11 protein-coding genes are annotated in these 13757 nt (G+C 71.0%); 3 read left to right on the top strand and 8 right to left on the bottom strand.

The features are described 5' to 3' along the window. Positions 1-24 precede the first annotated feature (24 nt). From OG520_RS02200 to OG520_RS02180, 5 genes are all read right to left on the bottom strand, one after another. The gene (locus OG520_RS02200) at positions 25-1041 is read right to left on the bottom strand and encodes an acetamidase/formamidase family protein (RefSeq protein ID WP_399333416.1); all 1017 of its coding nucleotides are present in this window, start codon (positions 1039-1041) and stop codon (positions 25-27) included. Further along, on the bottom strand, positions 1038-2525 hold the full coding sequence (locus OG520_RS02195) for an APC family permease (RefSeq protein WP_406011965.1): 1488 nt from the start codon (positions 2523-2525) through the stop codon (positions 1038-1040). Before OG520_RS02195 ends, OG520_RS02200 begins: the two co-directional genes overlap by 4 nt. 479 nt (positions 2526-3004) lie before the next feature. Next, positions 3005-4354 (bottom strand): esterase-like activity of phytase family protein, encoded by a 1350-nt coding sequence (locus OG520_RS02190; RefSeq protein WP_406011964.1) that lies wholly within the window; start codon positions 4352-4354, stop codon positions 3005-3007. 174 nt (positions 4355-4528) lie between these two features. Beyond that, a complete protein-coding gene (locus tag OG520_RS02185) occupies positions 4529-5899 on the bottom strand; it encodes an SWF or SNF family helicase (RefSeq protein ID WP_406011963.1) in 1371 nt (456 codons plus the stop codon). Further along, positions 5896-8778, bottom strand: a complete 2883-nt coding sequence (locus OG520_RS02180) for an SNF2-related protein (RefSeq protein WP_406011962.1) — start codon at positions 8776-8778, stop codon at positions 5896-5898. Before OG520_RS02180 ends, OG520_RS02185 begins: the two co-directional genes overlap by 4 nt. Positions 8779-9073: 295 nt before the next feature. Between OG520_RS02180 and OG520_RS02175 the strand changes: the two genes are divergently transcribed. Beyond that, positions 9074-10162: a fatty acid desaturase family protein gene (locus OG520_RS02175; RefSeq protein WP_406011961.1), complete on the top strand. Its 1089-nt coding sequence runs from the start codon at positions 9074-9076 to the stop codon at positions 10160-10162. A gap of 83 nt (positions 10163-10245) precedes the next feature. After that, positions 10246-10428 carry a hypothetical protein gene (locus OG520_RS02170; protein WP_266431015.1) on the top strand — a complete coding sequence of 61 codons (183 nt, stop codon included), beginning with the start codon at positions 10246-10248 and terminating at the stop codon, positions 10426-10428. A 178-nt stretch (positions 10429-10606) separates the two neighbouring features. Here the strand turns inward: OG520_RS02170 and OG520_RS02165 are convergent, their stop codons facing one another. Together OG520_RS02165 and OG520_RS02160 are read right to left on the bottom strand one after the other, a co-directional pair. Further along, positions 10607-11608, bottom strand: a complete 1002-nt coding sequence (locus OG520_RS02165; RefSeq protein ID WP_406011960.1) for a hypothetical protein — start codon at positions 11606-11608, stop codon at positions 10607-10609. A gap of 117 nt (positions 11609-11725) precedes the next feature. Continuing rightward, on the bottom strand, positions 11726-12034 hold the full coding sequence (locus OG520_RS02160) for a hypothetical protein (protein WP_385335291.1): 309 nt from the start codon (positions 12032-12034) through the stop codon (positions 11726-11728). Between the two features lie 117 nt (positions 12035-12151). Here OG520_RS02160 and OG520_RS02155 point away from each other — a divergent pair, with 117 nt between their 5' ends. Further along, positions 12152-13054 carry an oxygenase MpaB family protein gene (locus OG520_RS02155; protein WP_399333429.1) on the top strand — a complete coding sequence of 301 codons (903 nt, stop codon included), beginning with the start codon at positions 12152-12154 and terminating at the stop codon, positions 13052-13054. A gap of 24 nt (positions 13055-13078) precedes the next feature. Here the strand turns inward: OG520_RS02155 and OG520_RS02150 are convergent, their stop codons facing one another. Continuing rightward, positions 13079-13678 carry a class I SAM-dependent methyltransferase gene (locus OG520_RS02150; RefSeq protein ID WP_406011959.1) on the bottom strand — a complete coding sequence of 200 codons (600 nt, stop codon included), beginning with the start codon at positions 13676-13678 and terminating at the stop codon, positions 13079-13081. Positions 13679-13757: the final 79 nt, after the last annotated feature.

Raw genomic sequence — 13757 nt, 5'->3', positions numbered from 1 at the left:
GGAGAGGGGTTGAGGTCTGTCGGGTCAGGGGCTGGACAGCAGTGTCGCAGTCTCCCGCAGATGGCGGTGGAGACCGCGGTGGGGGTCGCCCGCGGGCAGCCACTCCTTGCGGATCTTGGCCACACAGGTGTAGTTGGTGTCGCACACATTGGCCAGCGGAGCCTCACCGGCCTGGCTGACCAGCTGGTAGGCGTCGAGTTCGGACAGGCCGTAGTCGCGCGCCAGCCACTGCACCAGGTCCAACTGGGAGATCCGGAAGGCGTCTTCGAGCGGGCGCGCGGAGCCGGTCGACATCAGATGGGTGTCGGACTCGATGCGCGGCCACGGAGTGGTGACGCCCTTCAGCAGCTCGACGAGCACCACCGTGTTCATCGCGCACTCCACGGCGACTCCGCAGGTCTCGCCCTCGCCCTGGCGGGCATGGCCGTCCCCCAGACTCAGTAGCGCGCCCTCGACGTTGACGCCCAGATAGCAGGTGACGCCCGCCCGCATCTCGGGCGTGTCCATGTTCCCGCCGTGCGCGTCGGGCACCAGCGCGGACCGTACCTCCAGATTCGCCGGAGCCACCCCGACCGTGCCGTGCATCGGATCCATCGGCAGTTCCACCTGGATGTCGCTGTCCCGGGCGCTGAACAGGCAGGTGCGGCGTGCCCGGTCGAGCTGCCACATCCACACCACCTCGGGCAGCGGAGCCTGCAACGACGCGGTGGCGTGGGTGGAGGTGAGCGCCCCGAAGAGCGGCACGGTCGTCGAGGCGGCCCAGTCCCTGGCCGGTTCGATGGACACGAAATGCACCGCGACGGTGTCGCCGGGCTCCGCTCCCACCACATGGAACGGACCGGTCTGCGGGTTGAGGAAGGGGAACTCGCAGACCTCGGAGACCAGGTCCTTCCCGGAGCGGACCCGCCCGGCGAAGCAGTCCTCCGTGTACACGTCGAGGAACGTCCCCGGCTCGATCCGGGCGACCGGAGCCGCTCCGCCGAAGGTCCAGGCGTACTCGCCCTCCTCGGGGCGGACGGTCAGGATGCGGGGGTCGTTCATGGCTGCACTGCTCCTGTCTCTGCTGTCCCGGCCGGCGCCGGGGTGTCGTCACGATGGATCCGTCCGGTCTGCGCCACCCGATCCGGATGTCTGCGCAGCAGCACCGCCAGTACAACGACCCCGATCAGCATCCAGACACCGACGATTGGACCGGCGTAAGAGACGGGAGCGCTGAGCCCGGAGACGAAGTCGAATGCCGGGATTCCGGCTGCCGTCAGCAGCGCGGGGACGAACGCCGTGATGCCCAGTGCCGGGAACAGGAGGTGGAGTACGGGGTTGAAGGCGTCGCGACGCCTTCGCAGGAAGTAACCGGCGCAGGACAGATTCACGATGATGTACACACCGATGATCACCGTGACGATCACGGTGGCCAGCAGCACGAACGCGGTCACCGGGTCATAGGCGAAACCCAGCCCGAGCGCCGCGCCGACCGCGATCACGAACTGCACGGCCACCCCGGTGACGGGGGAGCGGCGCCGCGGGTGGAGCCTCGCGAAGGCCTGCGGGAACACGCCGATACGGCCGAGCGCGAACGCCGTACGGGTCGACACATTGGCACATGCGTTGGCGTTGGCGACGGTCGAGTTGACCACGGCGAGGAAGAGGAGCACCCAGAACAGCCCGAATGAGGCGCGGGCCACGCCCTCCCAGGAAGCGGCCCCCGAGCCGCCGAATCCGGCGAATCTGTCGGGCCCGAAGTACACCGACATCGCGTAGGTGGTCAGGACATAGACCAGGCCGATGGAGAGCGCCGCGCCGAGTACCGCGCGCCGCATGGTGCGTCGCGGGTTCTTCGCCTCCTCGGCGAGCGGTGCCGCGGCCTCGAAGCCCGCGAAGGCGAGCACGGTGTAGACCGAGCCGGCGAAGATCCCGCTGATGCCGTCGAATCCGTCGGCGGTGTGCGAAGTACCGAATACCGAAAGGGTGTTGTCTGCACCGGCCTGCCCGATGAGCAGTACGGCGAAGACGACGAAGACGAGCACCTCGAAGATGCCGAGCACCGTGCCGAACCGGGCGGAGGCCCGTACCCCGAAATACCCGGCGAGCGCGATGATGACCGCGCCCAGCAACGACCACGGCCACCACAGGTCCGCCGGGTAGGACGGCCACTCCTGATGCAGCGTGCCCGCTGTCGTGAAGCCGAGCTGGAGCAGCAGCAGCGCGGGTACCAGCGCCTCGACGAAGACATAGCCCCAGCCGACGAGGAACCCGATGGCCGGATGCAGCCCCTGCGCGGAGTAGGTGGCGACGGAACCGGCGGCCGGCAGATGGCGGGCCAGTTCGGCGACGCACGAGGCGGTGAACAGGCAGGCGACCAGGGCCACCACCACGGACAGCGGCAGACTGCCGCCCGCGAACGCGGCTCCGGCCGGAATCGACGCGGCGATGGCCGCGGCGGGGGCCATCGCCGTGATGCTCTGGAAGAGGACTTCACGCAGCCCGATGGCATCACGTAACAGTCCGCTGCTGGAATCCCCCGACATCCCGCGGCTCCCTCTGTGTCCGATGACCGGAAGGCGTTGTCCGATGTGCGGCCCAGTGTCTCGCGCGCCCTACCGTACGGGCGCCGCGCGGGTGGCGGAAGACGGCAGGAAGCGGAAGCGACTTCGTGGAGAGGGGAGCACGCCGGAATGTGCGGCGATGTCGGCACGGGAGCGGGCAGTCGGGCCCATGGGCGCCCGTGGGCCGTGTGCGGTCGGTGAAGACCCGGACGAATCAGGCGATTCGGCGATCCCGGCCCTCGGCGGACACTCGTTGCCGAGGACCGGGATACGGCACAACGCCCGCACGGCGTGTTTGAGAAGTCCCGTCTGTCTCGCGGGGTCTGACACGCACGCTCGCCGACCGAAATGCCCTGGTAGCTCCGTTACGAGGGCACCCCGGCGCCTTGCGATCGCACGCGCCAGACCCGGCGAGCCCCGCCCTCCGGGCGGACGACGCTACTTCTAGAACACGCCCCAGGTCAGCCGCGCAGCGGGCGCGGCAGCCGCAGCTGCGTCACCGACGTCTCGATGCCGCTGTCGACCAGACGGCCGTTCGCGTCGAAGGCCTCGGCACCGTCGGTCATCCCGAAGTCGTTGTCGTTGATGAGAGCGAGCGTGTCCCGGCCCGTCACCGCCACCCCTTCGATCTTCCCGGGCACTCCCGCGACCTTGCCCAGGTCGACGACCAGGCTCTTGCGGAGCACCGGCACGCCCGACGCCGAGGGGGCGGTGAGTTCCTCGTACGAGGGAGACGTCGCCGGGTCGTCCCAGGCGGAGCCCAGGATGCCGGAGCCGTGCGGGAGCGTCACCCGGTGCAGCCTGGCCGCCTTGTCCGTGCGCTCCTCGACCAGCAGATCGTTCCGGCCGATCGCGACGACCGAGGAGATCTTCAGCTCGGAGGTGTCGTCCTCGCCCGGGTCCACGACGTCCACCGCGTCGAACCGGTAGGCGTACTCCGCGGTGACCACGCGCTTCTTCGTCGAGAAGCGCAGCAGCCGCACATTGCGCGAGGACTCGCCCGCGTCCTGGTCGGGCAGTGAGAGCGGACTCTGCACCGCAAGCACCAGATCGCCGCCCGGAAGAAGGGCCAGGCCCTCGAAACCGCGGTTGATCTTGCGGTGCAGGAGCACGCCCGGCAGCGCCTCCACCACCGGGTAGTCGGCGCCCGCCAGCCCGAGACCCTGCGGCACATAGCGGGTCAGCACCCGGCCACGGGCGGAGACATGCACCAGGGAGGGGCCGTACTCGTCGACGAGCCAGAAGCTGCCGTCGGCGGCGCGGACGATGCCCTCGGTGTCCAGACCGTTCGGGTCGTACCCCAGCGGCGTCTTCGCGTCGTAGGTGTACGGGGCCTCGTCGCGGTCCCGCTGGTTCGGCAGGCCGGTGACCGCGGCGCCGGACCGGGTGGTGATCGGAATGGCCTTCAGGACCCGGATGTGCTTCCCGCTGACCCGTATCTTGACGATCGCCGGGTCGAACCCGGGGACGGGGAAGGTGCGCCGCTTCTTCCCGTCGATCTTGATCTGCCCGTTGGGTCCGCGGTCGGTGACGGTCCAGAACTCGCCCCTGCGGCCCGCGGGATAGATGTCGCTGCCGATGCCGCCGAGTCTCACCCCGCGGTCGTCCGCGACCGTCCCCGGCAGCAGCCCGTTGCTGAAGCCGGCCAGCGGAACGTCGCCGAGCACGGCCGTACCGGTGACCCGCGCGGTGCGCTCCGGACGCTCGTGCCGGTCCTGTGCGCCGCTTGCCGTTCCGGCCACGCACACCGTGCCGAGCAGGGCGAGCGGCAGGCCGGCTGCAAGGGAACGACGGACAACACGCGCGGACATGGGGCCTCCTGGGGCACGAACAGCTCGGACAGCCGTCAGGTTCCGTCCTCGGCATCAACGCGCGGTGACACCCAGTTGAACGCACGGACAGAACGCGACGACGGGCGGGGGTGGAGGCACCCCTCCGGCCCCACCGCCCGTCCCCGATCGCCCGGAGGCCGTACGAACGGGCCCTCAGTCGTCCGGCATGCCCGAGCCACCCAGCGCAGCCGCCGGATCGTCGTCCGCCGGACCCGCCGGGACCCAGCGCCCGCCCTCCTTGCGGTACGGCCACCAGCGCCCGTCCCGTCCGTAGCGGAGCTGCACGCCACCGTCCACGGCGGTCCAGCGGTTGCCCACCGACCGAAGCCGGGGCCGCTCGCCCTCCTCCCACGCCTCGGCGAGCCGGGCCCGCGCCCTGGCCAGGGCCTCCGGATCGGGTACCCACTCCTCTTCGAGCACGGCGAGTGCCGCCACCCCGCCGTACCGCCACGCCCGCACCGCCGCATCGAGATCGGCCCGGCGCCGCCCCGAACCGGTGATCAACCGCTTCGCGATCCACGGCTCGGGGCGGGCCTCCGCGACCAGCCGCACGGCATCCTCCTGCGGCGTCAGGCCGGCCGGCAGCGGCTGCTGCTCGTGGCCGGGGGAGAGCGCCTCGGCCAGCATCCGGTGGGCACGCGCCGCACTGTCCGTGGCCAGCATCTCCAGAGCCGCCGGATCGACGCCCGCCTGCGGTTCCGTCTCCGTGTCCAGCGACGGCGCCGAGCCGGGCTCCGCGGGCAGCGGCGGAGGAGCGGGCAATGGGGGCAGGATGTCCCGCGCCGCGAACACCTCGTCCGCCCGTACGCCCGGATCATCGGCCTTCGTCTGCGCAGCCGCGGGCCCGTCGGCGGGATCGGCCGGTGCGCAGGCCCCGTGCCCCTCGGCTCGGGCCGCGATGCGGACCTGCAGTTCGTCCAGGAGCCGCCGCTCACCGCGCCCCCGCATCAGCAGCAGTACGAACGGGTCCTGGTCCAGCAGCCGCGCCACCTGGTAGCACAGGGCGGCGGTGTGCGGGCAGTGGTCCCACGCGTCACAGGTGCACTCCGGCTCCAGATCGCCGATCCCGGGCAGCAGTTCCACCCCGGCCGCCGCCGCGTCCTCCACCAGGTGCGGCGGCATCTCCCGGTCCAGCAGCGCCGCGATGTGCCCGGCCCGTTCGACGGCCATGCCGAGGAGGCGTTCCCAGTCCGCCTCGCTCAGCTCCTGGAGCAGCACATCGCTGCGGTACGCGGACGAGTCCCCGTCCCGGACCACCGCGGTGATCCGGCCGGGCCGCACGGAGACCGCGCCGACCCGGCCCTCGCGGGCGAACCTGCGCCCCTTCTTGAGCTGCTGGCCGTCCAGCGCGGTGTCCTCCAGGGCCTTCAGCCATGCCCGGCCCCACCAGGACTGGGCGAAGTCGCGGCCCCGTGCGGGCGGCAGCGCGGCGAAGGTACGTTCCTGCCCCGGGGCGGCGTTGTCGCTGTCCTCGCCCTCGTACTCGCCACCGTCGTAGCGGTCGCCCTCGTGTCCGTCAGTCATCGCGTGCCCCCTCGCAGCTCCACCAGATCGGCCAGTTCCGCATCGGTCAGTTCGGTCAGCGCCGCCTCGCCCGAGCCGAGCACCGCGTCCGCGAGGCCCTGCTTGCGGGCCAGCATGTCGGCGATCCGGTCCTCGATGGTGCCCTCGGCGATCAGCCGGTGGACCTGTACCGGCTGGGTCTGCCCGATCCGGTACGCGCGGTCGGTGGCCTGTGCTTCGACCGCCGGGTTCCACCAGCGGTCGAAGTGCACGACATGACCGGCCCGGGTGAGGTTGAGACCGGTGCCGGCCGCCTTCAACGACAACAGGAAGACCGGGGCCTCGCCCGCCTGGAAGCGGTTGACCATCGCCTCGCGCTCCGCGACGGGCGTACCGCCGTGCAGGAACTGCGTACGCACCCCGCGCGCCGCCAGATGCTGTTCGAGCAGCCTGGCCATCTGCACGTACTGGGTGAACACCAGCACGCCGGCCTCCTCCGCCAGGATCGTGTCGAGCAGTTCGTCCAGCAGCTCCACCTTTCCCGAACGGTCCGCGATCCGCGGCTCGTTCTCCTTCAGGTACTGCGCCGGGTGGTTGCAGATCTGTTTCAGCGCCGTCAGCAGCTTGACGACGAGGCCCCGCCGGGCGAAGCCGTCGGCGTCGGCGATTGCGGCCAGCGTCTCGCGTACCACCGCTTCGTACAGACCCGTCTGTTCCGGCGTCAGCGACACCGTGCGGTCCGTCTCGGTCTTCGGCGGCAGCTCCGGCGCGATGCCCGGGTCGGACTTGCGCCGCCGCAGCAGGAACGGCCGCACCAGCGCGGCGAGCCGCTCGGCAGCCGCCGGGTCACCGCCCTCCGCCGTCCGTGCGTAGCGGGTACGGAAGGTCCCGAGCCGTCCCAGCAGACCGGGCGTCGTCCAGTCGAGGATCGCCCACAGCTCGGAGAGGTTGTTCTCCACGGGAGTTCCGGTGAGCGCCACCCGGGCCTGCGCGCCGATCGTCCGCAGCTGCTTGGCCGTCGCCGAGTACGGGTTCTTCACGTGCTGTGCCTCGTCGGCGACCACCATGCCCCACCGGATCTCCGCGAGCTTGGCCGCGTCGAGCCGCATGGTGCCGTACGTGGTGAGGGCGAACTCACCGTCCGAGAGGTCGGCAAGGCTGCGCGATCCGCCGTGGAAGCGGCGTACCGGCGTACCCGGCGCGAACTTCTCGATCTCCCGCTGCCAGTTCCCCATGAGCGACGTCGGGCAGACCACCAGCGTCGGACCGGCGGCCGATTCGATGCTTTGGCGGTGCAGATGCAGAGCGATCAGCGTGATGGTCTTGCCGAGACCCATGTCGTCGGCGAGACAGCCCCCGAGGCCGAGCGAGGTCATGGTGTGCAGCCAGTTCAGACCGCGCAGCTGATAGTCGCGCAAGGTGGCGGCGAGGGCCTCGGGCGGGCCGACCGGCTGCTGCCCGGCCGCCTCCGGGTCGGCCACCCGGCGGCGCAACCGCTCCAGCCAGCCGGTGGCCCCGACCTCGACCCGGTGGCCGTCGACCTCGGTGGAACCGGTCAGGACCGCACCCAGCGCATCGATCGGCGTGACCTTGCGGTCCTGGGTCTCGCGGGCTCGCCGGGCCTCCTCGGGGTCGATCAGCACCCACTGGTCCCGCAGCCGCACGACCGGCCGGTTGGCCTCGGCGAGGCGGTCCAGCTCGGCGCGGCTGAGCTTCTGATCACCCAGCGCGAACCACCAGTTGAACGCCAGCAGGGCGTCGGCGGGCAGCAGCGGCGGCGCCTCGGAGCCGATGCCCGCCGCCCCGTCGCGTTCCTCGCTCGCCTCGTCGTCGGGCGGCCCGATCACGGCGCGTGCCGTGAGCTTGCGGACCAGCTCCTTGGGCCAGTGCACCTGGACCCCGGTCGCGGCCAGCGCCCGTCCGGCGGGGCCGAGGAGTTCGGCGAGCTCGTCGTCGGCCGGCTCCACGGAGTCGGGCACCGCGGCGGACAGCAGCGGAGACAGCGGAGGCCAGGCACGGGCGGCCCGGCGCAGAGCCGGCAGGGCGTCCATCCGGGCGCGCGGTCCGAAAGCCGCAGCGGTGCGGGCGCCGCCCGCCCAGACCTCGGCGGCATCGGCGACCAGTGTCGGATCGCTGACACTGTGGATCTGCAGGACGGCCCGGAAGGCAGGGCCGGCGGACCGCGCGTCGTCCTCGTCCGGCGCGGTGAGCCCGGACACCTCCACCCGGAGCGAGAGCCGGACGCCCGCGTCGTGCCCGGCCGCGACATCGGTGGCCCAGGCCCGTTGGCCGGGGAGCTGCTGTGGTTCGTCCGCGGTGAAGGCCGGGCCGCCGCCGGCGAACGCCGCGGCGGGGGTGCGGGGCAGACCGTCCGCCACGGCGTCGAGGAACGCGCGCAGCAGCCGCTCGGGCTCGGGCAGCAGAACGGGCTGCGCGGCCTCGTCGAGCGGCACCGCGTGGGCCAGGGGCGGCATCGAGGCCGCCAGCGTCCGGATCCGCGACTGGTCGTCGGCGGTCAGCGGACCGGCCCGCCAGGCATCGCGATCCGTGGCGCTCAGCCCCGGCAGCAGCAGGCCGCGGGCGGCGAGTTGGAGAGCGAGGAGAGCGGCCGCACCCCAGAACGCGGTCGCGTCGGAGGCCTGCGCCGAGGTCCGCGCACGCGTCAGCACCGGCAGCGCGTCGCGGACCGGAAGCAACCGTGCCGGTACGGCGTACGCCCGCGCGTCGGCGCCGACGACGACCAGCTCCGCCACGGATCCGGGACCATCGGGCGGGCTGCTGCCGTCCGGGTGCCAGAAGGCGACTCGGCCGGTGCGGGAGGGATCCCCGGGCAGGAAGACCACGGAGCAGGCGGAGAGTGCGGAGATCTCGGAGAGCGTTGCCGCAGGGAGTCTGTGCACAGTGATGCCGAATTCCTCAAATTTGACTAGTGGGGGTCGGGTCGCCGAGGGTACCCCACGGACGGCCTCGCCCGTGAGCGGAATTGCCGTGATCCGGGCCACATGCTGAACCGTCGGGGCGCCGGACCGCTCGTCGGCCGGGACGGCGTTCCGTGCCCCGGGGGTGGAGACAGCACCCCCCTCGGGGGAGGGGGTTTACCCCCGGGGATCCCGGGTGGTGGCGCCATGGTTGCAGCACATCCGGTCACCGTATGTTTCTACAGGTCGGCGCAGCTTTTCAGAGACCGGAGACGTCATGCCCCAGGCCATAGCCACCGCAGCGGAAGGCACCCGCGACGGTGCGGGAAGTGCTGCACCGGAAAGTGCGACAGGTGCCGCAGGAGCCGCTCAGGCTCAGGGAAGCGACTTCGCGCCCCTGCTGCGGGCCGTGAAGGGACAGGGCCTCCTGGAGCGGCGGACCGGGTGGTACGCGGTCGGCATCACCGCCAACCTGGTCGCACTGGGCGCGGTGATCACCGGCATGTTCCTCCTCGGCAACACCTGGTGGACCCTGCTGCTCGCGCTGCCGCTGGCGATCTTCTGGTCGCGCACCGCGTTCGTCGGGCACGACGCCGGACACGCCCAGATAACCGGCGAACGCAGGACGGGCCGGGCCATCGGCCTCGTGCACGCCAACCTGCTGCTCGGCATGAACGAGGCATGGTGGAACGACAAACACGTCCGCCACCACGCCAATCCCAACCACATCGACAAGGACCCGGACGTCGGCGTGGGCGCCCTCGTCTGGACGCAGAAGCAAGCAGCCCAGCGCGAGGGCTTCGCCCGCTGGCTCACCCGCAACCAGGCCCGCCTCTTCTTCCCGATGCTGCTCCTCGAAGGCATCGCGCTGAAGATCTCCGGCTTCCAGTATCTGCGACAGCAGCCCGCCCGGGAACGAGCGCTCTCGGCACTGCTCCTGGTCGCCCACCTGGGCCTCTACGCCACGCTGCTGCTCACCGTGCTGTCCCCGGGCAAGGCCATCGTCTTCGCGCTCGTCCACCATGCGCTGTTCGGGCTCCACCTGGGCATGGCCTTCGCGCCGAACCACAAGGGCATGGAGATGCCCGACCCCGACGGCGAACGCTGGGGCCACCTCCAGCGTCAGGTCCTCACCTCGCGCAACGTACGCGGCGGCATCCTCACCGACTGGTTCCTCGGCGGGCTCAACTACCAGATCGAGCATCACCTCTTCCCGAGCATGCCCCGCCCGCACCTGCGCCTGGCCCAGCCCATGGTGCGCGCCCACTGCGAGGCACTGGGCATGCCGTACGCGGAGACCGGACTGATCGAGTCCTACCGGCAGGCACTGCAGCACATGCACGACGTCGGCGAGCCCCTGAGGTGAGTCCTCGGCCTGCTGGAACCGATGGGCGCGCACACGCGTTCTCACAGCAGATGCGGCTTCGGGCCGCGAAGGAGGCATGGACGATGTCGAACAGCGCGAAGATCGCCATCGGGGGAGTGGTCGTAGCGGTCATCCTGATGCCGTTCATCGGTTTCTGGCTGTCGTTGCTGGTTCTGGTCGGAGTTCCGGCGATCGCGTATCTGCTGCTGGACCCCGGCCAGCGGCGCAGGCTCCGCAGGATCACCCGCAAGGAGATAGGCCGCTGAGAGGGACGGCTCCGCGTCGCGCGGGGCTCGCGCGGCAGTGACCGTGGTGATCGGGAACGAGACGTATTCGTCCACCGAGCCGAACCCGCTCACGCACTGGAGCGCGCGGAGGCCCGCAGGGGCGGACGGCATCGGGGGCCCGACGGAGAGTGCGTCTGCCGAGTCCCCGGAACCGGGCTCAGGCCGGCCGTACCGCGAGTGCGTCCAGAGCCTTCAGGAGGCCGGGTAGATCGGTGCCGCGCCCGACCGGCAGCACCTCGCCCGGCTCCTCGTCCAACAGGATGAATGCGATGTCGTCGGTCCGGGCGACCAGTGACCAGCCGGGGCCGTCGGCGCGCAGCATCCGGGCGTCGCCCGTGGCGAAGGAGGACCGGACACGGCCGGGCGGCGGCGGGGACTCGACGTAGTCCTGAGCCTGTGCGAGCGCCCGCCGTACACCGGGGTGCGCTCCGGAAGGTGCGTCCGTGGCCGCCCTCCCGGATTGCTTCTCGGACCTCTTCTCGGCGGCGGCTTCGGACCTGTCGACGGCTTCAGGCCCGGTCTCGACGTCCACCTCGACCTCACCCTCACCCTCTACCTCAGGTTCAGACCCGGGCTCGGCGACGGGCTCGGCCTCCGGCTCGGTCACGGGCTCGGCCCCGGTATTGTCCGTGCCGGCCGGAGTGCTGAAGGCCGTCTCATCATCGATCTGCTCGCGCCAAGTGGTCCACTGGTGGGCTATCTCGTCCGCTCCCATGCGTCGCTGGGCGGGTCCCCACGACTCCGTGTCGGGCGGAGCCAGCGCCTCCGGGGCGGTGCCCTCGGCCTCCAGGTCCGGCAGCGGGTCGTGCGGCGCGGCCACGCCCGGAGCGGCGACCGCCACCGGGAGGGGCCAGCCGGGCAGCGCGCAGACCACTGAACGGTCGTCGGGCGAGAGGTCGTACTCCATGCCGCAGTCCCAGGCCGCGATCGCGACGGCGACCAGCGACACGTCCTCGACGACGACGGTCCACCGCGCACCGCTGCCGTCCTGGCCGAGGACCAACCCGTATCCCTCGGCGTACGGCTCGACGGCGAGCGCCGCACAGGCGGCCGGGTAGTCGTCACCGAGGACGCTCGGGAACTGTGCCGGTGTCAGCAGCACCGCGGTCAGCACATACAGTGCGTCGTCGTCGGCGACCGTGTCGTTCGGCGGGGCCACGGCACCCTCCTCGTCCGTCGTCGTTGTCCGTCGGCGCACCCTAACGAGTGAGTAACCCACTCGTCGAGGCCCTGACAAGCGAAGACGTCAGCTGCGTGGTACGGCGGACGGCACTCCTCATTCGGCGGGTAGACCGAGCAGCGTACGGGCCACTGTCTGCGGCGACTCGCCGCGCTCGCGCGCCAGAGCGATGACGGCCCGGCAGGCCAGTTCGCTGACACCGAAGGAGAGTGCCTCGGGCGACACCCAGCCGCTCGCCTCGTCGATCCGTGCCTGATCCTCCTCCACGGATGCGGAGACGAAGGTGGCGGCCGCCTCGAAGAGATTGTGCTGTTTGCGCCGGTCCTCTTTGGAAGGTGCCGCGGACTGATCCCCCTTGCGGTCGGGGGTGACAACCTTCCGCAGGCTTCCGATTATGTCGATCATGGGGACCGCCTTCCCGAGGAACTGCGTATCTGTGGCTTGCTCGTAACTACATGACTACATGCGGTGTTCCCCGCCGACGTAGAGTTGGACCTTCTGCCGATACAAGGGGGTAGAGCGGTGAAGCGGTACGACCGGCTGAAGGAGATTCAGCGTCTCGATCCGGAGGGGGACTTCCTTCGAATCTACCGGATCATGGCCACCTATGAGTTCCCCTGGGACATCGCACGCGCTCTGGAACTGGCCCTCTACCGCACCTATGCCGTGCCGAGCATCGGCCGACTCCTCGCGCAGACCGCCGAACTGACGGACCGATCACAGAAGCGCTACGACGACACCGCACTGCTCCTCGACGCGGTCCTGGAGCACGGTTTCGACAGTGACTCGGGGCGTACGGCCCTCCGCCGGATCAACCAGATGCACCGCAGCTACGACATCAGCAATGACGACATGCGCTATGTGCTGTGCACCTTCGTCGTCACCCCGAAGCGTTGGCTCGACAGCTACGGCTGGCGCCGGCTCTCCGGCCACGAACTTCAGGCGTGCGCCGCCTACTACCGGAACCTGGGCGGGCACATGGGAATCAAGGAACTGCCGCGGACGTACGAGGACTTCGAGCGCACCCTCGATACCTATGAGGCCGAACACTTCGGATGGGACGAAGGGGGGCGCCGAGTCTCCGACGCCACCCTGGACCTGATGGGTTCCTGGTATCCGCGCCCCCTGGCCCCTGTCGCGCGCAAGGCCGCCCTCGCGCTGCTCGACGATTCCTTGCTGCAGGCATTCCGGTACGAATGCCCCGGTTCCGCGGCCCGAAATCTCACGCATGGGGCTCTGCGGCTGAGGGCGCGGGCGGTACGACTCCTGCCGCCGCGTTCCGCTCCGCACTACGCCCGGCAGAACCCGGAGATCAAGGGATATCCGGACGGCTACGAGGTCTCCGGGCTGGGGACGTTCCCGCTCCCGGGCGTCGGCGGCTGTCCGGTCCCGCACAACCGGCGCCCCGAGACGCCCGTGGAGTGAGCACGAGGGTGCAGGGCGGGCAGGTCAGGACGTCCGCACGGCAAGGGCGAGGAATCGGGCGTCCTCATCGGTGTACGCGTCGAGCCGCCAGCCCGAACGTGCCAGCAACGGACGCAGGTTGGGCTCGGCCCGCAGATCGTCGTCCGTGATCGGGCGGCCGTGGCGTGCCGCGAGGGCGGCTCGCCCGATGGGGTGGAAGAGTGCCAGCCGTCCGCCCGGTCGTACCACCCGTGCCAGCTCCGTCAGGTCGGGACCGGGGTGCGACAGATGGGAGATCAGTCCGGCCGCGAACACCGCGTCGAGCGCCCGCGATTTCAGGGGGAGGGTGGCGACGTCGGCGAGGAGCAGCGTCCCTTCGCGGTCGCGGCCCGCCCGTACCGCCGACTCCAGCATCGCCGGTGTCAGGTCCACGCCGAGGACCGTGCCCTGCGGCCCGACGGCCGTTCGCAGGGCGGGAAGTGCCCGTCCCGTACCGCAGCCGGCGTCGAGCACCGCGTCCCCCGGGCGCAGCGAGAGGGAGTCGGTGGCGGCAGCGTAGGCGGGCCCGTCGTCGGGGAAGCGGGTGTCCCAGTCCGCCGCGCGCGCTGTGAAGAAATCCTGCACGTGTGTGTGGTCGTCGGCCATACGGACATGATCGCGTAGTTGCCGACGGAGCGAAACGGGATGAAACGTCGGGAAGCGCGGCAGGTGTTCGAGCGCTGGG

Source organism: Streptomyces sp. NBC_00984 (genome assembly GCF_045162475.1).
Classification (GTDB): Bacteria; Actinomycetota; Actinomycetes; order Streptomycetales; family Streptomycetaceae; genus Streptomyces.
The sequence above is the reverse complement of the archived record's forward strand: the minus strand, read 5'-3'. Positions and strand labels throughout refer to the sequence as shown.